Raw genomic sequence first — 24,324 nt, forward strand, 5'->3', positions numbered from 1 at the left:
CCTGACCGGCGACACGGTTCCGCCGGTCCGTATCCATTGCCATCGCCAATCCGACGACCGGATTACAGCGGAGCAGACCCATGCCAACTCAACGCGGTCAAACTGAGCGCGAACTCGACGTCATTTCCATCGGCCGCTCCTCCGTCGACCTCTATGGCGAACAGGTCGGTGGCCGGCTGGAGGACATGCAGAGCTTCGCCAAATATGTCGGCGGCTGCCCAACCAACATCGCGGTCGGGACATCGCGCCTCGGCCTGCGCTCCGCCTTGCTGACCCGCGTCGGCGACGAGCATATGGGGCGTTTCATCCGGGAACAGCTGGTCCGCGAAGGCGTCGACACCGGCTGCGTCATCACCGATCCGGAACGGCTGACGGCCCTGGTCATCCTGGGCATCCGCGACAGGAAGACCTTCCCGCTGATTTTCTACCGCGAGAACTGCGCCGACATGGCGATCTGCGAGGAGGATGTCCGGGAAGACTTCATCGCCTCGGCCAGGGCCGTGGTGGTCAGCGGCACCCATTTCTCCACCCCCACCACCGAAGCCGCCATGCGCAAGGCGATGCGGCTGGCTCGGGCGAGCGGCACCAAAGTGGTGTTCGACATCGATTACCGCCCAGTGCTGTGGAAGCTGACCGGTCACGGGCTGGGGGAGGAGCGCTTCGTCGCCGACGGCGGCGTCACCGCCCTGTTGCAGACCATCCTGCCCGGCTGCGACCTGATCGTCGGCACGGAAGAGGAGTTCCACATCGCCGGCGGCAGCACCGACACGCTGGCGGCGCTGCGCCGGGTCCGCGCGCTGACCGGCGCGACGCTGGTCTGCAAGCGCGGCCCGATGGGCTGCGTCGTGTTCCCCGGTGCCATTCCCGACAGCCTGGAACAGGGCATCCGCGGTCCCGGCTTCCCGGTCGAGGTCTACAATGTGCTGGGGGCGGGCGACGCCTTCATGTCGGGCTTCCTGCGAGGCTGGCTGCGCGACCATCCGCTGGAGGAGTGTTGCGCCTTCGCCAACGCCTGTGGCGCCTTCGCGGTGTCGCGCCACGGCTGCGCGCCCGCCATCCCGACCTGGACGGAGCTGTCCTGTTTCCTCGAAAACGGCAGCCCGACGCCGCGGCTGCGCGAGGATGCCCGCCTTTCGCACATCCACTGGGCGACCACCCGCCGCCGCGACTGGCCGGAAGTGATGGCCTTCGCCATCGACCACCGTGCCCAGCTGGAGGCGATGGCGACACGGCTGGGCGCCGACCGGGCGCGGATCTCCGATTTCAAGCTGCTGGCCCTGCAGGCAGCACGGCGGGCCTGCGACGGCCGCGACGGCTTCGGCATGCTGCTGGACGGCATTCATGGCCAGGACGCGCTGGACGCGCTGACCGGCACCGGCGCCTGGATCGGCCGCCCGGTGGAACTGCCGGGGTCGCGTCCGCTGCGTTTCGAGGGCGGACCCGATGTCGCCGTGACCATCCGCGAATGGCCGGCCGAGCATGTGGTGAAGTGCCTCGCCTTCTACCACCCGGACGACGAGGAAGCGCTGCGCACCGAGCAGGAGCAGCGGATCCAGACCCTGTTCGCCGCCTGCCGCGCCACCGGCCACGAGCTTCTGCTGGAGATCATCCCGCCGCGCGGCATGCCGACCGGCGACGACACGATTTCCCGCGCGCTGGAGCGCTTCTATGGGCTCGGCATCCATCCCGACTGGTGGAAGCTGCCCTCGCCGGCCAGCCAGGGGGCCTGGAACAACATTGCCGGCACCATCGACCGGCATGACCCGCTGTGCCGCGGCGTGCTGATCCTCGGCCTCGACGCGCCGGAGGAGGAGCTGAAGGCCGGGCTGGCGCTGGCCGCCCGCCAGCCGGTCTGCAAGGGCTTCGCCGTCGGCCGCACCCTGTTCGGCACCGCCGCCGAGGCGTGGCTCGCCGGCAGCATCGACGATGCGGCGGCGGTCGCGGCGATGGAGGCCGCCTATGGCCGGCTGATCGCCTTCTGGCAGGAACAGCGCAGCCGCCACGGCCGCAGCCCCGCCTGATCTTCAAGCCATCATCAAGAACAAGAGGGGCCGGACTGGCCCAGTAGGGAGAAGCCATCATGGACAGCGTGCGCCTCACCGTCGCCCAGGCCGTCGTCCGTTATCTCAGCGCCCAGTATGTCGAGATCGACGGCCAGGAACTGCCGCTGTTCGCCGGTGTCTGGGCGATCTTCGGCCACGGCAATGTGGCGGGCATGGGCGAGGCGCTGCATGCCGCCCGTGACCGGCTGCCGACCTACCGTGCCCACAACGAGCAGGGGATGGCGCACGCCGCCATCGCCTATGCCAAGGCGCAAGCGCGGCGACGCATGATGGCCTGCACCACCTCCATCGGGCCGGGTGCGGTCAACATGGTGACGGCGGCGGCGCTGGCCTATGTCAACCGCCTGCCGGTGCTGCTGCTGCCGGGCGACGTCTTCGCCACCCGCGCTCCCGACCCGGTGTTGCAGCAGGTGGAGCGCTTCGAGGACGCCACTGTCAGCGCCAACGACTGCTTCCGCCCGGTGTCGCGCTTCTGGGACCGCATCACCCGAGCCGAACAGCTGATGCCCAGCCTGCGCCGCGCCATCCAGGTGCTGACCGACCCGGTGGAGTGCGGGCCGGTGACGCTCTGCCTGCCGCAGGACGTGCAGGCGGAAGCCCATGACTTCCCGGTCACTTTCTTCGAGCGGACCGTCCGCCGCACCCGCCGGCCGGAGCCCGACCGCGACGAGCTGGCCGCGGTGACGGCGGCCCTGCGAAACGCGAAGAAGCCGTTGATCGTTGCCGGCGGCGGCGTGTTCTACAGCGGCGCCTGCGATGCGCTGGCCGATTTCGCCAAGCGCCGCGGCATCCCGGTGGCGGAAACCCAGGCCGGCAAGGGCGCCCTGGTCTGGGACCATCCCTGCAACGTCGGCGCCATCGGCGTCACCGGCTCCAGCGCCGCCAACGAACTGGCGGCGGAGGCCGATCTGGTGCTGGCGGTCGGCACCCGGCTCGCCGACTTCACCACCGCCTCCTGGACGGTCTTCGCCAACCGCGGCGCCCGTCTCGCCGGGCTGAACGTCGCCGCCTTCGATGCGGTGAAGGGCGACGCCCTGCCGCTGGTTGCCGACGCGGCGCGCGGGCTGGCGGCCCTCGATGCCGGGCTCGGCGACTGGTCGGCGCCGCTGCCCTGGCAGTCTTTGGCGCAGGAGCGCACCGCCGTCTGGACCCGCATCGTCGACCGGGTGACCGCCGATGCCGGGCTCGACCTGCCGACCGACGCCCAGGTGCTGGGGGCGGTCAACCGCGCCGCCGGCAGTGACGGCACCATCGTCTGCGCCGCCGGCGGCCTGCCGGGCGAGCTGCACAAGCTGTGGCGCAGCGGCCGGCCCGGCGGCTACCATCTGGAATACGGCTTCTCCTGCATGGGCTACGAGATCGCCGGCGGGCTGGGCGTCAAGATGGCCTGCCCGGACCGCGAGACCTTCGTCATGGTCGGCGACGGCAGCTACATGATGCTGAATTCCGAGCTGGCCGTGTCGGTGGCGATGAAGCGCAAGCTGATCGTCGTCCTGCTCGACAATCGCGGCTACGGCTGCATCAACCGGCTGCAGAACGCCTGCGGCGGCGCGCCCTTCAACAATTTGCTGCGCGACACCCATTACGAGACGGAGACCCTGCCCGACATCGACTTCGCCGGCCATCTGCGCGCGCTGGGTGCGGTGACCGAGACGGTGACGGGCATTGCCCAGTTGGAACAGGCGCTGGAACGCGCCAAGGCGTCCCCCGTCACCTATGCCATCGTCATCGACACCGACCCGCTGCCCTCGACCAAAGAGGGCGGGGCGTGGTGGGACGTGCCGGTGCCGGAACTCTCGACCCGTCCGGAGGTCGCGGCGGCCCGTGAACGCTACGTCGCCCACAAGGCCCGCCAGCGCCGCTGACCGCGCCCCTCCTCCCCAATTCCACCATCTTCTTCCGTCTTGGGAGCATCCGATCATGACCGTTCGTCTCGGCGTCAACCCGATCGCCTGGAGCAACGACGATATGCTTGAGCTGGGCGGGGCGACGCCGCTGGAGCAGTGCCTTGCCGAAGGGCGCGAGGCCGGTTTCCAGGGCTTCGAGCTTGGCAACAAATTCCCGCGCGATGCCGCCGTGCTGCGCCCGATCCTCGACGGTTACGGCCTGTCTCTGGTGTCCGGCTGGTACAGCGCCGGCCTGCTGGAGCGCAGCGTCGCCGAGGAGATCGAGGCGGTGCAGCCGCACCTGCAGCTGCTGAAGGCGATGGGCTGCCCGGTGATGGTGGTGGCCGAGACGACCGGCTGCGTCCATGGTTCCCGCGGCACGCCGCTCTCCCAGCGCCCGACGCTGGAGTCCGGCCAGTGGGCGGAGTTCGGCCGCCGCATGGTGGAGTTCGGCGACTATTTGCGCGACCAGGGCACGCCGCTCGCCTACCACTACCACATGGGCACGGTGGTGGAGACGCCCGACGAGATCGACCGCTTCGCCGAAGTCACCGGCGACAGCGTCGGCATCCTGCTCGACACCGGCCACCTGACCTTCGCCGGCGGCAACCCGCTGGACCTGATCGCCAAATGGGGCCGCCGCATCAACCACGTCCATTGCAAGGACGTGCGCGCCGACGTGCTGAAGCGGGCCAGGGCGACCGACAGCAGCTTCCTCGACGCCGTCATCGACGGGGTGTTCACCGTGCCGGGCGACGGCTGCGTCGATTTCCCCGCCGTGGTGAAGGCGCTGAAGGACGCGGACTATCGCGGCCGGTGGCTAGTGATCGAGGCGGAGCAGGACCCCGCCAAGGCCCATCCCCTGACCTACGTCACCAAGGGCCGCCAGCATCTGAGCGCGCTCGTCGCAGAATACGGCCTGTGAGCATCCAAATGACCAATATCGTTTCGCATTTCATCAACGGCGCCCCGGTCGACGGCACCAGCGGCCGCCTCGGCGACGTCTACAACCCGGCGACCGGCCGCAACAGCGCCAAGGTGCCGCTGGCGACCGCGGCGGAGGTCGACCGTGCCGTTGCCGCCGCCCGGGCCGCCTTCCCGGCATGGTCGGCCGCCACCCCGCTGCGCCGCGCCCGGGTGATGTTCGCCTTCAAGCAGCTGCTGGAGCAGAACGCCGACCGGCTCGCCAGCCTGATCACCGCCGAACATGGCAAGGTCCATTCCGACGCGCTGGGCGAGGTGACGCGCGGGCTGGAGGTGGTGGAGTTCGCCTGCGGCGGGCCGCATCTGCTGAAGGGCGAGGTGGCGGAGAATGTCGGCACCCGCGTCGACAGCCATTCGCTGCGCCAGCCGCTGGGCGTCGTCGCCGGCATCACGCCGTTCAACTTCCCGGCCATGGTGCCGTTGTGGATGTTCCCGGTGGCCCTCGCCTGCGGCAACTGCTTCATCCTGAAGCCGTCGGAACGGGTGCCGAGTGCGGCCCTGTTCATGGCGGACCTGCTGACCCAGGCCGGCCTGCCCGACGGCGTCTTCAACGTCGTCCATGGCGACAAGGTGGCGGTCGATGCGCTGCTGAGCCATCCCGACGTAAAGGCGGTCAGCTTTGTCGGCTCGACCCCCATCGCCCAGTACATCTATGCCACCGGTGCGGCCAACGGCAAGCGGGTGCAGGCGCTGGGCGGGGCCAAGAACCACATGGTCATCATGCCCGACGCCGACCTCGATCAGGCGGTGGACGCGCTGATGGGGGCGGCCTACGGCTCGGCCGGCGAGCGCTGCATGGCGATCTCGGTCGCCGTGCCGGTGACGGAGGCGGTGGCCGACGCGCTGGTCGAACGGCTGGCCGAGCGGGTTCGCGCCCTGAAGATCGGTCCCGGCACCGACCCCTCGGCGGAGATGGGGCCGCTGGTCACCCGCCAGCACCGCGACAAGGTGCGCGGTTACATCGACCTCGGCATCGAGGAGGGTGCCAAGCTGGTGGTCGACGGCCGTCGGGTCGAGATCGCCGATCCGGAGTGCGGCGACGGCTATTTCCTCGGCGGCACGCTGTTCGACCACGTCACGCCGGAGATGCGGATCTACAGGGAGGAGATTTTCGGCCCGGTGCTGGCGGTGGTCCGCGTTCCCGACTACCGCACGGCGGTCGATCTGATCAACGCGCACGAGTTCGGCAACGGCACCGCCATCTTCACCCGCGATGGCGACACCGCGCGCGCCTTCGGTGCGGAGATCGAGGTCGGCATGGTCGGCGTCAATGTGCCGATCCCGGTGCCGATGGCCTTCCACAGCTTCGGCGGCTGGAAGCGTTCCCTGTTCGGCGACCATCACATGCATGGGCCGGAGGGCGTGCGCTTCTACACCCGGCTGAAGACCATCACCAGCCGCTGGCCGACCGGCATCCGGTCCGGCGCCGACTTCGTGATGCCGACGATGAAGTGAGCGGGAACGTATGATCCTTCATTGTCCGCGCCTGATTCCAACACGGCTTCGCCAGGGGGCGGAGACGCATCGCAAGACCATCCGGCACCACAGAGGGCGACCATGAGCAAGCTGCTGCTGCGCAACCACGCACCGGACCCGGCCGGCCGGGTGCACCATGTCACGCCCGAATCGGCGGGCTGGTCGTGCATCGGGTTCGACCTCTACCGCCTGGAGGAGGGGATGACCGTTTCCGGCGAGGATGCGGACCGCGAGACCTGTCTGGTCTTCGTCGCCGGGCGCGGCGCGGCGATGGCCGGCGACCGGGAATGGGCGGAGCTTGGCGACCGCATGTCGCCCTTCGAGGACAAGCGGCCCTACGCGATCTACCTGCCGCAGGGCACGCCGTGGCGGGTGCGGGCCACCACCGCGTTGGAACTGGCGGTCTGCACCGCGCCCGGCCTGAACGGCGGGCTGCCGGTGCGGCTGATCCGTCCGGAGGATGTCGGCGCCTCGGTCCGCGGGCAGGGCAGCAATACCCGCCATGTCTTTGATATCCTGCCCGAATCGCAGCCGGCCGACAGTCTTCTGGTGGTGGAGGTCATCACGCCGGCCGGCAACTGGTCCAGCTATCCGCCGCACAAGCACGACAGCGACGACGGCACGGCGGAAACCCAGCTGGAGGAGACCTATTACCACCGCATCGACCCGCCGCAGGGCTTCGCCTTCCAGCGCGTCTATACCGACGACCGCTCGCTGGACGAGGCGATGGCGGTGGAAAACGGCGACCTCGTCATGGTCCCGCGCGGCTACCACCCGGTCGGCGCCGCCCACGGCTACACCGGCTATTACCTGAACGTGATGGCCGGCCCCCGCCGCGCCTGGCATTTCAACACCGCCCCGGAACACCGCTGGCTGCTGGCTCCGGTCTGACCGGGGGCCGCGGTCAAGGTCCCAGCAAAGGAAAGGCCCCCGTCCGGTACCTCGGACGGGGGCCTTTCCATGGGAGGCAACCTGCCATCGGACCTTGCGGACCTTGCCGGCCGGCGGCGGTGTGTTTCGCCTCAGAGGTCGCCGAGCGACCGGTCGATCTCCCACACCAGCCGGTCGGCCAGCTTGATCGAGCGGGCAAGGTCGGCGGGGCACATCCCCAGGCCGGGATCCTCGACCACCGGGAAGCTCTCCGCCTTGTCGATTCCCAGGCCCTTCGCGGTGACCAGCACCTCGTAGCTGCGGTTGTCCTCGTTGAACAGGCATTCGGTCTCGAAGCCGCGGGCATCGCTTTCGGCCCACATGATCGCTTTGCTCATGGTCTCGTATCCTGACGTAAGGGTTTCGTTACTTGGCGAGCGCCGCGTCCTTGCGGGCGGCGGACTTGCCGGCAGGTTTGACCTCGACCGGTGCGGCGTCCTGGGCCGACGGCTCGACATAGGCGCGGCCATAGTAGCTGTCGACCAGCAGCTGCCTGATCTCGGCGACCAGCGGATAGCGCGGGTTGGCGCCGGTGCACTGGTCGTCGAAGGCCGCTTCGGCTATCGCATCGACCCGCGCCAGGAAGGCCGCCTCCGGCACCCCCGCCGCCTGGATCGAGGCCGGGATCTCCAGCGCCCGCTTCAACTCCTCCACCCAGGCAATCAGCTTCTCGACCCGCTCATGGTCGCGGCTGCCGCCCAGCTCCAGATGCCGGGCGATCTGTGCATAGCGCGCCACGCCCTTGGGACGGTCGTACTGGCTGAACGCCGTCTGCTTGGTCGGGATGTCCGCCGCGTTGTAGCGGATCACGTTGGCGATCAGCAGCGCGTTGGCGATGCCGTGCGGGATGTGGAACTCCGCCCCCAGCTTGTGCGCCATCGAATGGCACACGCCGAGGAAGGCGTTGGCAAACGCGATGCCGGCCAGCGTCGCCGCGTTGTGCACCAGCTCCCGCGCCTTCGGATCCTGGCACCCGTTGCGGTAGGCCGAGGGCAGGTTCTCCTTCAGGAGCTTCAGCGCCTGCAAGGCCTGACCGCCGGAATATTCGTTCGCCACCACCGAGACGTAAGCCTCCAGCGCATGGGTCACCGCGTCGATGCCGCCCGCCGCCGTCAGGCCCTTGGGCATGTCCATCACGAGGTTGGCGTCGACGATCGCCATGCTCGGCGTCAGCTCGTAATCGGCGATCGGATACTTGGTTCCGGTGCGCTCGTCGGTCACCACCGCGAAGGGCGTCACCTCCGATCCCGTGCCGGACGTGGTCGGCACCGCCACCAGCTGCGCCTTCACGCCGAGCTTGGGGAAGGTGTAGATGCGCTTGCGGATGTCCATGAAGCGCAGCGCAAGATCCTCGAACGCCACCTCGGGCGCCTCGTACATCACCCAGATGATCTTGGCCGCGTCCATCGGCGAGCCGCCGCCCAGCGCCAGGATCACGTCGGGCTGGAAGGCGTTGGCGAGCGCCACCCCCTTGCGCACCACTGCCAGCGTCGGGTCGGCGCTGACCTCGAAGAAGGTCTCGACCTCCAGCCCCAGCGACTTCAGCACGCGGACGCTGTCGGTGACATGGCCGTTCTCGAACAGGAAGCGGTCGGTGACGATCAGGCAGCGCTTCTTCCCGCGCAGCTCCTCCAGCGCGAAGGGCAGGCAGCCGCGGCGGAAATAGATCGACTTGGGCAGCTTGTGCCACAGCATGTTCTCGGCCCGCTTGGCCACCGTCTTCCTGTTGATCAGGTGCTGCGGCCCGACATTCTCCGAGATCGAGTTGCCGCCCCACGAGCCGCAGCCCAGCGTCAGCGAGGGGGCGAGGCGGAAGTTGTAGAGGTCGCCGATGCCGCCATGGGACGACGGCGTGTTGATCAGGATGCGGGCGGTCTTCATCCTGTCGCCGAAATGGCGGATGCGCCCGGCCTGCCGGTCCTGGTCGGTGTAGAGTGCGGAGGTGTGGCCGATGCCGCCGAGCGCCACCAGGGCGGCGGCCTTGTCGCAGGCCTCCATGAAGTCCTTGGCGCGGTAGAGCGCCAGGGTCGGCGACAGCTTCTCGTGGGCGAAGGGTTCGCTGTCGTCGATGTCGGTGACTTCGGCGATCAGCACCTTGGTGGCGAGCGGCACGTTCAGGCCGGCCATGGCGGCGATGGCGTGGGCGGGCTGGCCGACGATGTCGGCATTGAGATGGCCGTCGGTCAGCAGCACCTTGCGCACGGCGTCGGCCTCGCGGGGCGACAGGATGTAGCCGCCATGATGGGCGAAGCGGTCGCGCACCGCGTCATAGACGGCATCGACCACCACCGCCGACTGTTCGGACGCGCAGACCACGCCGTTGTCGAAGGTCTTGGACATCAGGATGGAGGCGACGGCGCGCTTGATGTCGGCGAACTCGTCGATGACGGCGGGGGTGTTGCCGGCGCCGACGCCGATGGCAGGCTTGCCCGACGAGTAGGCGGCCTTGACCATCCCCGGCCCGCCGGTGGCAAGGATCAGGTTGATGTCCGGGTGGTGCATGACGGCGTTGGAGAGCTCCAGCGAGGGCTCGTCGATCCAGCCGATGATGTCATCGGGGGCGCCGGCCTCGACCGCGGCGGCGAGCACGAGGCGGGCGGCCTCGCAGGTCGATCTGCGGGCGCGGGGATGGGGGGAGAGCACCAGGCCGTTGCGGGTCTTCAGCGCGATCAGCGCCTTGAAGATGGCGGTGGAGGTCGGGTTGGTGGTGGGGACGATGCCGCAGATCAGGCCGACCGGCTCGGCGATGGTGAGGATGCCGGCGTCGTTGTCTTCCGACAGGACGCCGCAGGTCTTGTCATCCTTGTACTTGTTGTAGATGTATTCGGCGGCGAAGTGGTTCTTGATGACCTTGTCTTCCATGACGCCCATGCCGGTCTCCGCCACCGCCATCCTGGCGAGCGGGATGCGGGCGTTGGCGGCGGCCAGAGCCGCGCTGCGGAAGATCAGGTCGACCTTCTCCTGCGGATAGTCGGCGAAGCGCGCCTGCGCCGCCTTAACCCGCGCGATCAGGGCGTTCAGGTCGGAAAGGGTTTTAACGGTCGTGACCATGATCGGGCGTCTCCCGTCGGGTGTCGCCAAAGGGCCGGTTTCCCGGCCTGGAACCCCCGAATCTCTCGGTTCCATGCAGTATGTAGGAAACCTACATCCCGCTTGATGGCGACGCAAGAGTGGTCATACCACTTGCCGTGAGATTTGATCTGGATCATGTCATGCCAAGCGGCTGCAGGAGCGTCCTGGCAGGCGATATGCCATTCTCCCCATATGTGCAGGCATTAAGTCGCCTCAACCGAAATGTAGTTTCACTACATTATGGGCGTGCGCCAGACCAGTCTCAATCATGCGCAGCAAAAACCCATGAAAAGGCGGAGGTCACGCCCCCGCCTGTCCTTCGTACCAGGGCTTGGTTGCCTTGACGATGCGCACCACCGACAGCATCACCGGGACCTCGACCAGCACCCCGACCACGGTGGCGAGCGCCGCTCCGGAGTTGAGCCCGAACAGGCTGATGGCCGCCGCCACCGCCAGTTCGAAGAAGTTGGAGGCGCCGATCAGCGCGGCCGGCGCCGCGACGCACCACGCCACGCGCAAGCGGCGCGACAGCCAATAGGCGAGGCCGGCATTGACATAGACCTGGATCAGGATCGGCACCGCCAGCAGCAGGATCACCAGCGGCTGCGCCAGGATCTGCTCGCCCTGGAAGCCGAACAGCAGGACCAGCGTGGTCAGCAGCGCCAGCAGCGACACCGGCTGGATGCGGCCGAGCACGCGTGCCAGCGCCGGCTCGCCGCCGGTCGCTAGCAGACTGCGCCGCCAGAGTTGTGCGGCCACCACCGGGATGACGATGTAGAGCAGCACCGACAGCAGCAGCGTGCCCCACGGCACGGTGATCGACGCCACGCCCAGCAGCAGCCCGACCAGCGGTGCGAAGGCGAACACCATGATCAGGTCGTTCAGCGCCACCTGGCTCAGCGTGTAGTGCGGCTCGCCCTCGCACAGGTTGGACCAGACGAACACCATGGCGGTGCAGGGGGCGGCGGCCAGCAGGATCAGCCCGGCGATGTAGGAGGAGATCTGCTCCTGCGGCAGCAGCGGGGCGAACAGATGGCCGATGAACAGCGTGCCGAGCAGCGCCATCGAGAAGGGCTTGACCGCCCAGTTGATGAACAGCGTCACGCCGATGCCGCGCCAATGTTCCTTGACCTGCCCCAGCGCGCCGAGGTCGATCTTCAGCAGCATCGGCACGATCATCAGCCAGATCAGCAGGGCGACCGGCAGGTTGACCTGGGCGACCTCGGCGGCGGCGATCGCCTGGAACAGGCCGGGCACCAGATGGCCGAGCGCGATGCCGGCGACGATGCACAGCGCCACCCAGAGGCTGAGATAGCGCTCGAAATTCCCCATGGCGGGACGCGCCGCCGGGGCGGTTTGGATGTCCGCGGTCATGGATTTTCCCCCCGCGTCACGATTCTGTCTGTGCCATCTCGTCCATCCGGCGCTTCAGCGCCATGCGGTCGAGCGACGCGATGGGCAGGCTGGCGAAAGCCCGGATGCGGCGTTCGATCTGGTCGAACACCGTTGCGGTGAAGGCGGCCTTCTCGGCGTCGGTTCCTTCGGCGCCGGACGGATCGGGAAAGCCCCAATGGGCGCTGATCGGCTGTCCCGGCCATACCGGGCAGACCTCCCCCGCGGCGTTGTCGCAGACGGTGACGATGAAATCCATGTGGGGAGCGCCCGGCGTGGCGAACTCGTCCCAGTTCTTCGACCGAAGGTCAGCCATCGGAAAGCCCAGCCGCTCCAGCAGGTCGCGGACATACGGGTTGATGCGCCCGGACGGCTGGCTGCCGGCGCTGAAGCCGCGGAAGCGGCCCTTGCCCTCCCGGTTCAGCAGGCATTCCGCCATGACGCTGCGGGCGCTGTTATGCGTGCAAAGGAACAGCACAGTGTAGACGCGGTTCTCGGCCATTCTTCGCTCCGTTTTCCGGATGTCAGCAGCCGCAGCGCGGGCTTGCGGTCTTTTCGCTGTTGGCCGCTTCCGGCGTCGGCGCGCAGACCGGAAGGCAGGCACCGGCACTGGCGGACCGGCCGCAGCAGTTTTCCGACAGGAAGCCGACGATCCCGGTCATCCGCTCGAAATCGGCCGAATAGATCAGCGAGCGGCTCTCCCGCCGCTGCAGGATCAGCCCGGCATTGGTCAGCGCCGACAGGTGGAAGGACAGGGTGGCCGGTGCGACCGCCAGCGCCTCCGCAATCGATCCGGCGGCGCGGCCTTCCGGTCCAGCCTCCACCAGCAGGCGGAAGATGTCCAACCGCGTTTCCTGTGCCAGCGCCGCCAGCCCGGCCAGGACATCCTTCTTTTCCATGCCGACACCCATAGGTTCGATCATTCGACAACTATCGAAATGACAGGTGGAGCGCAGGCTGTCAACGATATTTCTATGAATGTCGAAATGATCTGCTGCTGCCCGCCGCCCGATGCAGGGTGCCGGAAAAACCAAAGGCCTCCGCAGCGATGCCGGCGGAGGCCTTGGTGGAACGAACCCGGTCAATCGGGAGGTCAGAAGCCGATGATGCCCGTCATCCAGAGCAGGATCACGATAATTCCGGGAACGCCCAGAAGCCAAAGCAGGATAGGCATGCGTCTCCTCCATATTCAGATGGTCAGGCTGCAAGAGCACTGCTCTTCGATGCTGCTGAATGAACGGAGTAACTTGCCGATCTGTTCCCTCGTTTCTCCCGCTGAGGCCACGGTTAGGGTAAAAATTTTGTCGGTACCGCCGATGGCGCCGCCCGTGATTGCATCGCAACAACGACGGTAAAGCCCTCAATCCTCCAGCAGCGACCGCTCTGCGGCGATGATCGACACCAGGGCGTCCATCACCGCGCGCACCCGTGCCGACCGACGGAGATCGCCGTGCACCAGCAGCCACAGCTCGCGCGGCTGCGGCGGCGGAAGGCCCGCGGCCGGAACCGCCTGGACCAGGACTGCATCCATCCGACCGAGGAAATGCGGAATCGCGGCGATGCCGATGCCGGCCGCGGCCGCAGCACGCAGGCTCATCAGGTCGTTGGCGCGGAAGACGAAGGGGCGGCGGCCGGCCACCTGCCGTAGCCAGCGCTGCTGCGGCACATGGTCCATGCTGTCGTCATAGCCGATGAATTCCCAATCGGCCTCGTCGCGGCCGGCGAGATAATCCCGCGTCGCATAGAGCCCGTAGCCCATGGCGCCAATCCTTCGGGCGACCAGCCCATCGTCCTCCGGCCTTTGCAGGCGCAGCGCGAGGTCGGCCTCCCGCCGGGTCAGGCTGACCGCACGGACATCGCCGACCAGCTCCACCACCAGCTTGGGCAGCGTCCGCCGCAGGCCGGCCAGCCGCGGCGCCAGGAAACTGCTGGAGAAGGCCGGCGGGGCCGACAGGCGCACCACACCGGCCGGCTCGCCCGGCTGGCCGCGGGCATGGCGCTCCACCGCCAGTACCCCATCCTCCACCCGGCGGGCCAGGACTGCGAACTCCTCCGCTTCCGCGGTCGGGGCATAGCCGCGCGGCAGCCGGTCGAACAGGCGCACGCCAAGGTCGGCTTCCAGCGCCGCCACCCGGCGGGCGACGGTGGAGTGGTCCACCCCCAGCTTCCGCGCCGTTGCCGACAGGCTGCCGCTGTCCGCCAGCGCGAGGAAGACGCGCAGATCATCCCAGTTCATTGGCCCAGTTCACCGGCCCATCCCATCGGACCCTCCGCCTCTGCGCAAAAACACCCAGGACTTGGGCGACTTTGCCGAATTTCAGTGCGCTGCGCCACAGATTAGCCTCCGCTCCATCGCAACGATCAACGGAGACAGCCGATATGATCCGCTCAATCCAGACGGCCGGGCCGGGCGGCGCCGAGGTGATGCGGCCTGCCCTCATCGACCTGCCGGCCCCGCGCGAGGGCGAGATCCGCCTGCGCCATGCCGCCGCCGGGGTCAATTTCGTCGACATCTACCACCGCACCGGCCTCTATCCGCTGCCGGCCTATCCCGCGACGCTCGGGGTCGAGGGCGCCGGCATGGTGGAGGCGGTCGGACCGGGGGTGGAGGGGCTTGCCGTCGGCGACCGCGTCGCCTGGGCCGGGCTGCCGGCCGGCGGTTATGCCGAGGCGCGCCTGCTGGCCGCCGACCGTGCGGTGCGCCTGCCCGATGGCGTCGAGCCGGTGGCCGCCGCGTCCCTGCTGCTGCGCGGCATCACCGTTCACATGCTGCTCAACCGGGTCTGCCCGGTCGGGCCGGGGAGCACGATCCTGGTGCATGCCGCCGCCGGCGGTCTTGGCCTTCTGCTGACCCAATGGGCGAAGAGCCTGGGCGCCACCGTCATCGGCACGGTCGGCAGCGCCGCCAAGGCGGAAACCGCCCGTGCCCATGGGCTCGACCACGCGATCCTGTATCGGGACGAGGATTTCGTCGCCGCCGTCCGCGATCTGACCGGCGGGCGCGGCGCCGATGTCGCGGTGGACGGCATCGGCGGCGACACGCTGCGCCGGACCTTCGACGCGGTGCGGCTGTTCGGCACCGTGGCCAGCGTCGGTCAGGCCGGCGGGCCGGTCGTCCCGCTCGAACTGTCCGAGCTGGGACCGCGCCGCTCGCTCTGCCTCGCCCGGCCCAGCGTGTTCGCCTACATGGCCGATCCAGCCACCTACCGCGCCGCCGCCGGGGAGGTGCTGGCCCGTGTCGCCGCCGGACTAAGCGCCGGTCCGGTGACCTGCCTGCCGCTCGCTGCCGCGGCGGAGGCCCATCGCGCGCTGGAGGGGCGGGGCACCAGCGGCGCCCTGGTCCTCACGCCCGATTGAGTCGCGCCGCCGGGACCAGCCACTTCTCCATGGCGTAATTGTGGATCGGCACATCGCCGATCCTGAGGTCCCGGCGGGCCAGCAGGGTGAAGCCGCGGCGCAGCAGGAAGGGACGGGCGGCCTCGCTCGCCTCCACATGCAGGCGGGGGTGCCCGAGCGCCCGGGCGCGCGCCTCCAGCACGTCGACCAGCGCCGACATGACGCCGCGGCCGGCCGCCTCCGGCGCGCAATAGAGGAAGTTGATGTGGCCGTCGGTCTCGACGTCGCTGAAGGCCACCGGCCGGTCGTCCCCGTCCACCGCGACCAGGGCGACGCGGCCGTCGCCATAGGCTTCCCGCACCCGCTCCACCGTCGGCGCCCGGGCGGCCCAGGCCTCCACCTGCTCGGCGCTGTAGAAGCGCGGGCCGATGCCACGGACGGAGCGGGCGTAAAGCTGCGCCAGGACGGGGGCGTCCGACGGCCGGTAATCCCTGATCCTCATCTGTCCCATCTTTCGGCCCACTCCCAGGCGGTCATTTCGCCGGCGCCAGCCGCAGGACCGCGCCGTCCGCGGCATCGGTGATGACGTAGAGGGCGTCGTCCGGACCCTGTGCCACATCGCGGATGCGCGCGTCGAGCGGAATGCGCTCGACCTCCCTCGCCCCTGTGCCATCGATGGCGACGCGCACCAGCCCCTTGGCGCTGAGGCCGCCGATCAGGGCGCTGCCCTGCCAGTCGCGGAACAGTCCGCCGGTGTAGAAGGCCATGCCCGACGGCGAGATCACCGGCGTCCAGTGGATCACCGCGTCGGTGAACTCCTTGCGGGTCGGTGGGTCGGGGATGTCGCGGCCGTCGTAATGCTTGCCCCAGCTGACCAGCGGCCAGCCGTAATTTTTCCCGGCTTCCGGCCGGTTCAGCTCGTCGCCGCCCATCGGACCCATCTCGGCGATCCACAGCGCTCCGCTGCGCGGGTCGATGGCCGCCGCCTCGATGTTGCGATGGCCGTAGGACCAGACGGCGCCGGCCGTCGCCCCCTCTCCGGCGAACGGATTGTCCTTCGGAGCCGAGCCGTCGCGGTTCAGCCGGACCACCTTGCCCAGCGTGTTGTCGCGGGTCTGCGCCGGATCGAACTTGTAGCGCTCGCCCAGCGTCAGGAAGATGTGGCCGTCGGGCGCGAAGGCGATGCGGGTGCCGAAATGGTTGCCGCCGTCCACCTTGGGCGACTGGCGGAAGATGACGTGCAAGTCTTCGATGCCGCGCTCGCCCAGCGTGCCGCGCGCGAGCGCCGTGCCTGCGGTGCCGCCGTCTCCCGGCTCGGCATAGGCGAGGTAGATGACGCGGTTGCGGGCGAAGTCGGGATCGACGGCCACGTCCATCAACCCGCCCTGGCCCTGGTTGAAAACTTTCGGCGTTCCGGCCAGCGGGGAGGAGAGCGAGCCGTCGCGCGCCATGATGCGCAGCCGCCCCGGCTTTTCCGTCACCAGAGCCCGGCCGTCGGGGAGGAAATCGATGCCCCAGGGCCGCTCCAGCCCGCCGGCGACGCGGCTGACCGCCACCGGCCCGGCGCTGGTGCGGACGGTCTTCACCGTCTGTCCTTGCCCCTGTTGTGCCTGAGCCGGGGCAAGCGGGATGGCGAGGGCGGCAATGAGAGCGGCGATTGGAGCGGTGTCCGACAGGGTCAGGGTGCTGCGCATCGCGATCCTCCGGTTTTTCGGGATTGATCTTGCAGATGGGGGTGCGGGGCCGGCGGCCAAGGCCGGCTCCCCCGAAAGACTCCCCCGCCGGTATGGCCGACCGGAGCCTGGACGCAATTCGTCACATGTTTGTGTGCATACCCGGGTCATCCGATTTCACACGCCGATTGTTACCGTTCCGTTGCGGTGTTCGGAGCAGGGAACGGGGTATGGAAGACTTCTTTCGCCGGCTGTCGTCCAGCCTCCCACGCGCCGCTTGGGCACAATATGGGATCACGCTGCTGCTGGTCGCGTTGACGGCGCTGGTGCGCCATGCGCTCGATCCGCTGCTGTTCAAATACCCGTTCCTGCTCTTCATCCCGACCATCTTCGTCATCGCCTTGCTGTTCGACCGCGGGTCGGGCTATCTGGCGGTTGCGCTGTCGGGACTGTGTTCGGCCTGGCTCTTCATGAAGCCGGAGGGGATGCTGTGGATCGCCGAGCCGGGCGACCGGCTGGCCTTCCTCATCTATATGGGCCTCGGTTTCGGCATCGCCGGCGGCGCCCATGCCCTGCGTCGGGCGAACGAGCAACTGCGCGAGTATTCGAACCAGTTGGCCGCCGCCAATGCGGAAAAGGACCTGATGCTGCACGAGATCCATCACCGGATCCGCAACGACCTGCAACAGATCTGCGCCCAGCTGACGCTCGCCGCCCACAAGGCGGGGGCGGGGCAGGACATCGTCAGCGGCACCATCGAGCGGATCGGCGTGCTGGCCCGCGTTTATGTCCGGCTGCGCCGGGTGGAAGGCGTCAACATCGTCAGTTCGAAGGATTTCCTGGAAAGTCTGGTCGAGGACATCCAGATCGGCGTCGTCGGGGTGCAGCCGGTGGCGATCAGCGCCGAGGTGGACGATGCCGATCTCGACATGGGGGTCGCGGTGGCGGTGGGCACTATCGCCAACGAACTGGTCACCAACGCGCTGAAATACGCCTTTCCCGACGGCCGGGCCGGCCGCATCGAGCTGAGCTTCCGCAAGGAAGCGACCGGGTGCGTGCTGTGTGTCTGCGACGACGGGGTCGGCATCCTGTCCGACCGGCCGCAGGGGACCGGGCTGGGCGGCCGGATCATCCAGCAGCTTGCCCTGCAACTGCGCGGCAGCCTCGACATCGAGCCGCGGCCGGAGCGCGGCGTGAAGACGATCCTGCGCTTCCCCTGCTGCCAGCCATCGGCATCGCCGGGCGATGGCCCCTCCGCCTCATGAAAAACAGGCCGTGGCGGCGTGGGGGAGGGCGATTTTCCGCGGCCGGTTAATCTGCGTCAATACCGGCCTTCCTCCAGTCGTGCCAGACTGGCCGGCGTGAAGCACAGCGCCGGCCGTGGGCCGTTTGCCGAAGTCACGCCAAACTTCCCCCGACCGGCGGCCACCAAAATGGGAGGACGCCATGGTCATGATGAAAGCGGCGGTGTTCGTCGAACCGGGCCGCATCGTGCTGGACGACAAACCGATCCCCGACGTCGGGCCGCTCGACGCGCTGATCCGCATCACCACGACGACGATCTGCGGCACCGACATCCACATCCTGAAGGGCGAATATCCGGTTGCCCGCGGCCTGACCATCGGCCATGAGCCGGTCGGCATCATCGAGAAGCTGGGCTCCGCCGTCACAGGCTACCGGGAGGGGCAGCGCGTGATCGCCGGGGCCATCACCCCCAGCGGCCACAGCAACGCCTGCCTGTGCGGCTGCCATTCCCAGGACGGCGCCGGCACCCGGCATGGCTGGAAGCCGCTGGGCGGCTGGCGCTTCGGCAACAGCATCGACGGCTCCCAGGCCGAATACCTGCTGGTCCCCGACGCGATGGTCAACCTCGCTCCCGTCCCCGATGGGCTGACGGACGAGGAGGTGCTGATGTGCCCCGACATCATGTCCACCGGTTTCGCCGGGGCGGAGCGCGGCAACATCCGCATCGGCGACACGGTCGCGGTCTTCGCGCAAGGCCCCATCGGCCTCTGCGCCATCGCCGGCGCCAGGCTGAAGGGCGCCACCACCATCATCGCCGTCGACACCGTGCCGGTGCGGCTGGAGATGGCGCGGCGGATGGGGGCCGACCATGCGGTGGACTTCCGCAGCGTCGATCCGGTCGAGGAGATCATGCGGCTGACCGACGGCCGCGGCGTCGATGTCGCCATCGAGGCGCTGGGCACCCAGGCGACCTTCGAGGCGGCGCTGCGCGTGCTGCGGCCGGGCGGTACCCTGTCCAGCCTCGGCGTCTATTCCGGCGATTTGCGCCTGCCGCTGGGACCGTTCGCCGCCGGTCTCGGCGACCACACCATCGTCACCTCGCTCTGCCCCGGTGGCAAGGAGCGGATGCGCCGGCTGATGGGCGTCGTCGCCTCCGGCCGCGTCGACCTCAAGCCGCTGGTCACCCACCGCTTTCCGCTGGAGCGGATCGAGGAGGCCTACGATCTGTTCGGCCACCAGCGCGACGGCGTGCTGAAGGTGGCGATCACGCCCTGAGTCTCGAACGAAAAGAAGCCCCCCTCCCAGGCGGGAGAGGGGCTTTTCAAGGTCACACGCAACACCAGAGGAGAGAGGACAAACAAGGAAAGCAGAGGCTTACTTCGCCAGATCGACGGCTTCGGCCAGACGCTTCACCGCCTCCTGCGAGGTCATGGTGGAATTGAAGTGGGCGGTCACCACGTCGAGGAAGGCGCCGCGGACGGCGCCGGGGACCGCCATCTCGTGGGCCATCGAGGGCACGGCGCTGTTGGTGTCGATGGCCGTCTTCAAATCGTCCATCGACTTGACGGCGCATTCGTCGAAGCTGTCGCGCGCCATGTCCTGGCGGGCGGGGATGGAGCCCTTCAGGACGTTGAAGGTCTCCTGGAACTTCTTGCCCAGGATCAGCTTGGCCAGCAGCTTCTGGCCGGCGGCGCGGTCGGCGTTGGCCGAGCTGAACATGACGAAGCTGTCGGAATTGACGATGTAGCCGAACTGGCCCGGCACGTGGGCGCAGACGAAATCCTTGCCCGGCACCTTGCCGGCGGCGGTCAGCTCGCCCTTTTCCCAGTCGCCCATGATCTGCATGGCGGCCTGGCCGTTCATCAGCAGGCCGGCGGCGAGGTTCCACTCACGGCCGGGGAAGCCGTCGTCGACATAGCCGCGCAGCTTGCGCATCTGGTCGAACACCTTGACCATCGTGTCGCTGGTCAGCGCCTTGGCGTCCAGCTCCACCAGCGCCTTGCGGTAGAAGTCGGGACCGCCGAGGCCGAGGGTGACGTCCTCGAACAGGGCGCCTTCCTGCCAGGGCTGGCCGCCATGGGCCAGCGGGATGATGCCGGCGGCCTTCAGCTTGTCGGCGGCGGTGTTGAACTCGTCCCAGGTCTTCGGGATGGCGACGCCGGCCTTCTCCATGACCTTCGGGTTCACCCACATCCAGTTGACGCGGTGGATGTTCACCGGCACGGCGTAGTAATGGCCCTTGTAGGTCACCACGTCGCGGATCTGCGGCGGCAGGATGGCGTCCCAGTTCTCCGCCTTGGCGACCTCGTCCAGCGTCGCCAGCTTGCCCTGCGCCGCCCAGTCCTTGATATTCGGACCCTTCAGCTGCACGGCGTTCGGCGGGTCGCCGGCCAGCACGCGGGAGCGCAGCACGGTGCTGGCCGCGTCGCCGCCGCCGCCGGCCACCGGCGCATCGATCCACTTGCCGCCCGCCGCCTCGAAATCCTGGCGCAGCGCGCCCGCCGCCTTCGATTCGCCGCCGGACGTCCAGTAATGCAGAACCTCCACCGCCGGCTCGGCCTTGGCGGGGGCGGCCATGAGGGCGCCGGCCATAATGGTGGCGAGCGCGGTCATGCCGAGGATGGATTTGCTGAGAGACGGCATTTTGGACATTTCCCCCTGTTCCCTGTCTTCGTTCGATCTTCGAGTTGGCCTTGGCTGTTCGCCGTCCGGCCGTTGGAGGAACTCTATCCCGCGTGCAATTCGGCGCCCGGATTATTTGGTAACAACGCCTTATCACGGCCGCGCCGCTGTTACGCAACCGTTACAAAGCGGCCCGCGCGGCGCGCTGTACCCGGACCGGCGGGGGAGGCTACACTCAGGCCCAACGAACAAGAAAGCCCCCGCGGGGCAGCGTACGGAAGAGGGAAGGGACGCCATGGAGCGCGCGCGCCATCTCCTGGTCGTGGACGACGATCCCGAGATCCGGGACATGCTGCATGATTTCCTGGTGAAGAGCGGCTTCCGCGTCTCCACCGCCGGCGACGGGCGCGAGATGGCGCGGGTGCTGGCCCAATGGCCGGTCGATCTCATCGTGCTCGACGTCATGCTGCCGGGGGAGGACGGGACCAGCCTGTGCCGCTCGCTGCGCGCCAAATCGGAGACCCCCGTCATCATGCTGACCGCGATGGGCAGCGAGGTCGACCGCATCGTCGGGCTGGAGGTCGGCGCCGACGATTATCTGGTCAAGCCCTTCAGCGCGCGCGAACTGCTGGCCCGCATCCGTGCCATCCTGCGCCGCTGCGGCGGGCCGGAGCCGGTGCGCGAACGGCCGCGCGTGCTGGGCTTCGCCGGCTGGTCGCTCGACCAGGGGCGGCGGGAGCTGCGCACGCCGGACCGGGTTGTGGTCCATCTCAGCCAGGGTGAATACGCCCTGCTCGGCACGCTGCTGGAGCGCGCGCCCCAGGTGGTGGAGCGCACCGAGCTGCTGGAGAAGCATCGCGGCGACACCTCGATCCCCTTCGACCGCAGCATCGACATCCAGATCAGCCGCCTGCGCCGCAAGCTGGAGGAAGGGCCGGGCGGTTCCGGGTTGATCAAGACGGTGCGCGGCATCGGCTACCAGTTCACCGCGACGGTGGTGGACCAGGGCGAAGCCGCCTCTTCCGGGATAAGCCGTGGCGCTTGAACGCCTGCTGCCGGCCCAGATGCGCACCGCCCGGCTGCGCCACCGTATCCTGGCGGCGATGGTGGCGCTGCTGGTGCTGACCCATGGCGGGGCGCTGATCGGCATGCATCTGGTCGACGACCGCGCGCGGGAGCTGCTGACCGCCCACCGGCTGGGGCCGGCGATGGCGGCGGCGGTGGAGGCTGCCGACCGCGCGGTGCTGGACGGCATCGCCGCCGGGCCGGCGCTGGCGCTGAGCGGGCTGCCCGACCTGTCGGTATCCTGGCAGGGGCCCGGCACCCCGGCCGTGCCTGCCGGCTGGATGATGGAGGGGGTGGTCGACGCGCCGCGCCCGGTGTTCGTCGCCGTCCAGCGCGCCCTGCTGTCCGTCCATTCCGCCCGCGCCCAGACGCTGGCGGAATCCCTGTCCCTGGTGGCGGAGGACACGGCGGCCCAGCTGCGCGACGCCCGCGTCTATGTCCAGCTTGCCGGCGGCGGCTGGCTGGAGTTCGCCAGCCCGCGCTTCTGGCGGCCCCGCACCACGCCGTTCGAGATGGTGCTGGCCGGTCTGGCGGCTTTCGGTCTGGCGCTGGGGCTGCTGCTCTGGCTGCCCGGCCGGCTGGTCCGCCCGCTGGAATCGCTGGCCGAGCAGGCGACCCGCCCGCACGACCGCCTGCACCCCCGCCCGCTGCCGGAGGATGGGCCGGAGGAGGTCGCCTCGCTCGCCCGCGCCTTCAACCAGGCGCGCAACGCGCTCCGCGACCTGATGGAGGGGCGCACCCATCTGCTGGCGGCGATCAGCCACGACCTGCGCACCCCGGCGACGCGGCTGCGGCTGCGTGCCGAATATGTCGATGACGATGCTCTGCGCGCCAAGATGATGGCCGACATCGACGAGATGGCGGCGATGGTCACCGCGACGCTGGAGTTCCTCGGTGACGACGTGCTGCGCGAGGAGGTCGAGGTGGTCGCCTTCGCCAGCCTGTTGCAGAGCCTGTGCGACGACTATGCCGACACCGGGTCCCCGGTGACCTACAACGAGCCGCCGCCGCTCCAGTTCGCCGCCGTCCGCACCATCTTCGGCGGCGGGGTGGAGCGCAGCGACCGTTTCGAGCAGGCCCGCCAGCTCCGCCTCGCCGGCCGCCCGTCCAGCCTACGCCGGGCCTTCGCCAACCTGATCGACAACGCCATCAAGTACGGCGAGCGCGCCACCGTCTCCGTCGATGCCGACGCCGTCGAGATCGTCGTCGATGTCTGCGACGAGGGGCCGGGCATCCCGGAGGCGGAGATCGCCAACGTCTTCAAGCCCTTCGTCCGGCTGGAAGGCTCCCGCAACCGCAAGACCGGCGGCAGCGGGCTCGGCCTGTCCATCGTGAAGTCGATCGTCGAGGCCCACCAGGGCCGCATCGAGCTGAGCAACCGCGCCAGCGGCGGTTTGCGGGTGCGGGTGACGCTGCCGCGGATGTTGTAAGGGGGATGCCAGTCGTCGCCCTCTCCCGCCCCGGGAGAGGGAGCGATATGCGACGCCCCTTGATCGATATGGCGATCACCTGCACTCTGATATTGGCCGGAATATGGAGAAGCCGATGACCGAGCCTGTCCATGCAGTGAAGTTCTCTGTACCGGAGCCCGCAAAAACGGCAAGTAAGCAAGAGAGCCTGCATGCCCTGCAATGGCTGGCGCAGAACCGGGCGGCCATCCGCTCCTCCAACAGCTATGTCGAAGCGCATGGCCTTCCGCTGGCGAAGATCCGGCTCTACTGATTAAACTCGCACCAAACTCCGCTCACTTGTCCCAAGCAGGCGCCAGCCCCGCCGGGTTGACGATCCGCCCATCCGGCCGCGCCAGCTTGGCAATCGCCGCCATGTCGCCGTCATCCAGCGTGAAGTCGAACACCTGGAAATTCTCCGGCACCCGTTCCGGCTTGGCGGTCTTCGACAGCACGATATGGCCCAGCTGGATCAGCCAGCGCAGCGTCACCTGGGCCGCCGTCTTGCCATGCTTGGCGCCGATCCGCTGCAATTCCGGATCGCGCGGCACCTTGCCGTCGGCCATGGCGTAGTAGGCGGTGATCGCCACGCCCAGTTCCCTGGCTGCCGCCGCCATCGCGCTCTGGTCGAGATAGGGGTGGACCTCGATCTGGTTGGTGACGATGGGGGCCTGGCTGCGCTCGACCGACTCCCGCAGCTGGGCGATGTTCTGGTTGCTGACGCCGATGAAGCGGGTCTTGCCGGCGGCCTGCACCGCGTTCAGCATCTCGATCTGCTCGGCGATGGCGACCTGATCGGCCGGCCAGTGCAGCAGCAGCAGATCGACCCGGTCGACCTTCAGCTTCTCCAGGCTCTCATCCACCGACGCGGAGAACAGGTCGGGGCTGTATTTGTCGACCCAGACCTTGGTGGTCAGGAACAGCTCGTCGCGCCGCGCGCCGGCCGCTTGCAGGGCGCGGCCGAGGGCGGCCTCGTTGCGGTAAATCTGCGCGGTGTCGAAATGGCGGAAACCCGCTTCCAGCGCCGCCGGAACCACCCGCTCGACCTCTTCGTCCGACATGCGGAAAACACCGAAGCCCAATGCTGGGATTTCGGCTCCATTCGCCTTCACGGTCTGCATCCTGATCTCTC

Annotated in this window: 21 protein-coding genes; 11 read left to right on the top strand and 10 right to left on the bottom strand. The window is 68.7% G+C overall.

Going from position 1 to position 24,324, the window contains the following annotated elements; genetic code table 11:
* The first annotated feature begins 80 nt into the window (after window positions 1-80).
* The 5 genes from GBZ48_RS21180 (at window position 81) to iolB (ending at window position 7,300) form a co-directional block, all read left to right on the top strand.
* Entirely contained in the window at window positions 81-2,021 is a 1,941-nt protein-coding gene (locus GBZ48_RS21180; RefSeq protein WP_174472811.1) for a bifunctional 5-dehydro-2-deoxygluconokinase/5-dehydro-2-deoxyphosphogluconate aldolase, read from the top strand.
* Window positions 2,022-2,080: 59 nt separating this feature from the next.
* Entirely contained in the window at window positions 2,081-3,928 is a 1,848-nt protein-coding gene (iolD, locus tag GBZ48_RS21185; RefSeq protein WP_174472812.1) for a 3D-(3,5/4)-trihydroxycyclohexane-1,2-dione acylhydrolase (decyclizing), read from the top strand.
* Window positions 3,929-3,983: 55 nt separating this feature from the next.
* Window positions 3,984-4,874, top strand: coding sequence for a myo-inosose-2 dehydratase (iolE, locus tag GBZ48_RS21190; protein WP_174472813.1), 891 nt, complete (start codon window positions 3,984-3,986; stop codon window positions 4,872-4,874).
* A gap of 8 nt (window positions 4,875-4,882) precedes the next feature.
* Complete coding sequence (locus GBZ48_RS21195) at window positions 4,883-6,388, top strand: CoA-acylating methylmalonate-semialdehyde dehydrogenase (protein ID WP_174472814.1); 1,506 nt, start codon at window positions 4,883-4,885, stop codon at window positions 6,386-6,388.
* Between the two features lie 102 nt (window positions 6,389-6,490).
* Complete coding sequence (gene iolB / locus GBZ48_RS21200; protein ID WP_174472815.1) at window positions 6,491-7,300, top strand: 5-deoxy-glucuronate isomerase; 810 nt, start codon at window positions 6,491-6,493, stop codon at window positions 7,298-7,300.
* Window positions 7,301-7,431: 131 nt separating this feature from the next.
* Here the strand turns inward: iolB and GBZ48_RS21205 are convergent, their stop codons facing one another.
* The 6 genes from GBZ48_RS21205 to GBZ48_RS21230 all read right to left on the bottom strand — a co-directional run bounded on the left by GBZ48_RS21205 (window position 7,432) and on the right by GBZ48_RS21230 (window position 14,039).
* The gene (locus GBZ48_RS21205; protein ID WP_174472816.1) at window positions 7,432-7,677 is read right to left on the bottom strand and encodes a hypothetical protein; all 246 of its coding nucleotides are present in this window, start codon (window positions 7,675-7,677) and stop codon (window positions 7,432-7,434) included.
* Window positions 7,678-7,705: 28 nt separating this feature from the next.
* Complete coding sequence (gene adhE / locus GBZ48_RS21210) at window positions 7,706-10,465, bottom strand: bifunctional acetaldehyde-CoA/alcohol dehydrogenase (protein WP_281362456.1); 2,760 nt, start codon at window positions 10,463-10,465, stop codon at window positions 7,706-7,708.
* Window positions 10,466-10,711: 246 nt separating this feature from the next.
* Window positions 10,712-11,743, bottom strand: coding sequence for an ACR3 family arsenite efflux transporter (gene arsB, locus GBZ48_RS21215; RefSeq protein WP_174472848.1), 1,032 nt, complete (start codon window positions 11,741-11,743; stop codon window positions 10,712-10,714).
* Window positions 11,744-11,801: 58 nt separating this feature from the next.
* A complete protein-coding gene (locus GBZ48_RS21220; RefSeq protein WP_174472818.1) occupies window positions 11,802-12,305 on the bottom strand; it encodes an arsenate reductase ArsC in 504 nt (167 codons plus the stop codon).
* Window positions 12,306-12,327: 22 nt separating this feature from the next.
* Window positions 12,328-12,726 carry an ArsR/SmtB family transcription factor gene (locus tag GBZ48_RS21225; RefSeq protein WP_425486008.1) on the bottom strand — a complete coding sequence of 133 codons (399 nt, stop codon included), beginning with the start codon at window positions 12,724-12,726 and terminating at the stop codon, window positions 12,328-12,330.
* A gap of 437 nt (window positions 12,727-13,163) precedes the next feature.
* Entirely contained in the window at window positions 13,164-14,039 is an 876-nt protein-coding gene (locus GBZ48_RS21230; RefSeq protein WP_174472819.1) for a LysR family transcriptional regulator, read from the bottom strand.
* A gap of 143 nt (window positions 14,040-14,182) precedes the next feature.
* Here GBZ48_RS21230 and GBZ48_RS21235 point away from each other — a divergent pair, with 143 nt between their 5' ends.
* On the top strand, window positions 14,183-15,160 hold the full coding sequence (locus GBZ48_RS21235) for a quinone oxidoreductase family protein (protein WP_174472820.1): 978 nt from the start codon (window positions 14,183-14,185) through the stop codon (window positions 15,158-15,160).
* Here GBZ48_RS21235 and GBZ48_RS21240 read toward each other — a convergent pair.
* Both GBZ48_RS21240 and GBZ48_RS21245 read right to left on the bottom strand, forming a co-directional pair.
* Window positions 15,147-15,641: a GNAT family N-acetyltransferase gene (locus tag GBZ48_RS21240; RefSeq protein WP_174472821.1), complete on the bottom strand. Its 495-nt coding sequence runs from the start codon at window positions 15,639-15,641 to the stop codon at window positions 15,147-15,149. The genes GBZ48_RS21235 and GBZ48_RS21240 overlap by 14 nt on opposite strands.
* A 31-nt stretch (window positions 15,642-15,672) precedes the next feature.
* On the bottom strand, window positions 15,673-16,833 hold the full coding sequence (locus GBZ48_RS21245) for a PQQ-dependent sugar dehydrogenase (RefSeq protein ID WP_174472822.1): 1,161 nt from the start codon (window positions 16,831-16,833) through the stop codon (window positions 15,673-15,675).
* Between the two features lie 209 nt (window positions 16,834-17,042).
* Here GBZ48_RS21245 and GBZ48_RS21250 point away from each other — a divergent pair, with 209 nt between their 5' ends.
* Complete coding sequence (locus tag GBZ48_RS21250) at window positions 17,043-18,077, top strand: sensor histidine kinase (protein ID WP_174472823.1); 1,035 nt, start codon at window positions 17,043-17,045, stop codon at window positions 18,075-18,077.
* Window positions 18,078-18,258: 181 nt separating this feature from the next.
* Window positions 18,259-19,332: an NAD(P)-dependent alcohol dehydrogenase gene (locus tag GBZ48_RS21255; RefSeq protein WP_174472824.1), complete on the top strand. Its 1,074-nt coding sequence runs from the start codon at window positions 18,259-18,261 to the stop codon at window positions 19,330-19,332.
* Window positions 19,333-19,431: 99 nt separating this feature from the next.
* Here GBZ48_RS21255 and GBZ48_RS21260 read toward each other — a convergent pair whose 3' ends face one another.
* Window positions 19,432-20,700, bottom strand: a complete 1,269-nt coding sequence (locus tag GBZ48_RS21260; RefSeq protein WP_246307358.1) for an ABC transporter substrate-binding protein — start codon at window positions 20,698-20,700, stop codon at window positions 19,432-19,434.
* A 274-nt stretch (window positions 20,701-20,974) separates the two neighbouring features.
* On the opposite strand from GBZ48_RS21260, the gene GBZ48_RS21265 reads away from it, so the two are divergent.
* The 3 genes from GBZ48_RS21265 to GBZ48_RS21275 all read left to right on the top strand — a co-directional run bounded on the left by GBZ48_RS21265 (window position 20,975) and on the right by GBZ48_RS21275 (window position 23,466).
* Window positions 20,975-21,724, top strand: coding sequence for a response regulator (locus GBZ48_RS21265; protein WP_174472825.1), 750 nt, complete (start codon window positions 20,975-20,977; stop codon window positions 21,722-21,724).
* Window positions 21,714-23,174, top strand: coding sequence for an ATP-binding protein (locus tag GBZ48_RS21270; protein ID WP_174472826.1), 1,461 nt, complete (start codon window positions 21,714-21,716; stop codon window positions 23,172-23,174). The genes GBZ48_RS21265 and GBZ48_RS21270 overlap by 11 nt, the downstream gene beginning before the upstream one ends.
* A gap of 115 nt (window positions 23,175-23,289) precedes the next feature.
* Entirely contained in the window at window positions 23,290-23,466 is a 177-nt protein-coding gene (locus tag GBZ48_RS21275; RefSeq protein ID WP_246307359.1) for a type II toxin-antitoxin system CcdA family antitoxin, read from the top strand.
* A gap of 22 nt (window positions 23,467-23,488) precedes the next feature.
* On the opposite strand, the gene GBZ48_RS21280 is transcribed toward GBZ48_RS21275, so the two are convergent.
* Complete coding sequence (locus GBZ48_RS21280) at window positions 23,489-24,313, bottom strand: aldo/keto reductase (RefSeq protein WP_174472828.1); 825 nt, start codon at window positions 24,311-24,313, stop codon at window positions 23,489-23,491.
* Window positions 24,314-24,324 lie beyond the last annotated feature (11 nt).

The sequence above is a fragment of the Azospirillum melinis genome (genome assembly GCF_013340935.1).
Classification (GTDB): Bacteria; Pseudomonadota; Alphaproteobacteria; order Azospirillales; family Azospirillaceae; genus Azospirillum; species Azospirillum melinis.

Bases quoted from the DNA above. Each gene is read 5' to 3' on its own strand.
- GBZ48_RS21180 (WP_174472811.1), top strand. From the start codon at position 81: ATGCCAACTCAACGCGGTCAAACTGAGCGCGAACTCGACGTCATTTCC.
- iolD (WP_174472812.1), top strand. From the start codon at position 2,081: ATGGACAGCGTGCGCCTCACCGTCGCCCAGGCCGTCGTCCGTTATCTC.
- iolE (WP_174472813.1), top strand. From the start codon at position 3,984: ATGACCGTTCGTCTCGGCGTCAACCCGATCGCCTGGAGCAACGACGAT.
- GBZ48_RS21195 (WP_174472814.1), top strand. From the start codon at position 4,883: ATGACCAATATCGTTTCGCATTTCATCAACGGCGCCCCGGTCGACGGC.
- iolB (WP_174472815.1), top strand. From the start codon at position 6,491: ATGAGCAAGCTGCTGCTGCGCAACCACGCACCGGACCCGGCCGGCCGG.
- GBZ48_RS21205 (WP_174472816.1), bottom strand. From the start codon at position 7,677: ATGAGCAAAGCGATCATGTGGGCCGAAAGCGATGCCCGCGGCTTCGAG.
- adhE (WP_281362456.1), bottom strand. From the start codon at position 10,465: ATGGAACCGAGAGATTCGGGGGTTCCAGGCCGGGAAACCGGCCCTTTG.
- arsB (WP_174472848.1), bottom strand. From the start codon at position 11,743: ATGGGGAATTTCGAGCGCTATCTCAGCCTCTGGGTGGCGCTGTGCATC.
- GBZ48_RS21220 (WP_174472818.1), bottom strand. From the start codon at position 12,305: ATGGCCGAGAACCGCGTCTACACTGTGCTGTTCCTTTGCACGCATAAC.
- GBZ48_RS21225 (WP_425486008.1), bottom strand. From the start codon at position 12,726: ATGATCGAACCTATGGGTGTCGGCATGGAAAAGAAGGATGTCCTGGCC.
- GBZ48_RS21230 (WP_174472819.1), bottom strand. From the start codon at position 14,039: ATGAACTGGGATGATCTGCGCGTCTTCCTCGCGCTGGCGGACAGCGGC.
- GBZ48_RS21235 (WP_174472820.1), top strand. From the start codon at position 14,183: ATGATCCGCTCAATCCAGACGGCCGGGCCGGGCGGCGCCGAGGTGATG.
- GBZ48_RS21240 (WP_174472821.1), bottom strand. From the start codon at position 15,641: ATGAGGATCAGGGATTACCGGCCGTCGGACGCCCCCGTCCTGGCGCAG.
- GBZ48_RS21245 (WP_174472822.1), bottom strand. From the start codon at position 16,833: ATGCGCAGCACCCTGACCCTGTCGGACACCGCTCCAATCGCCGCTCTC.
- GBZ48_RS21250 (WP_174472823.1), top strand. From the start codon at position 17,043: ATGGAAGACTTCTTTCGCCGGCTGTCGTCCAGCCTCCCACGCGCCGCT.
- GBZ48_RS21255 (WP_174472824.1), top strand. From the start codon at position 18,259: ATGGTCATGATGAAAGCGGCGGTGTTCGTCGAACCGGGCCGCATCGTG.
- GBZ48_RS21260 (WP_246307358.1), bottom strand. From the start codon at position 20,700: ATGCCGTCTCTCAGCAAATCCATCCTCGGCATGACCGCGCTCGCCACC.
- GBZ48_RS21265 (WP_174472825.1), top strand. From the start codon at position 20,975: ATGGAGCGCGCGCGCCATCTCCTGGTCGTGGACGACGATCCCGAGATC.
- GBZ48_RS21275 (WP_246307359.1), top strand. From the start codon at position 23,290: ATGACCGAGCCTGTCCATGCAGTGAAGTTCTCTGTACCGGAGCCCGCA.
- GBZ48_RS21280 (WP_174472828.1), bottom strand. From the start codon at position 24,313: ATGCAGACCGTGAAGGCGAATGGAGCCGAAATCCCAGCATTGGGCTTC.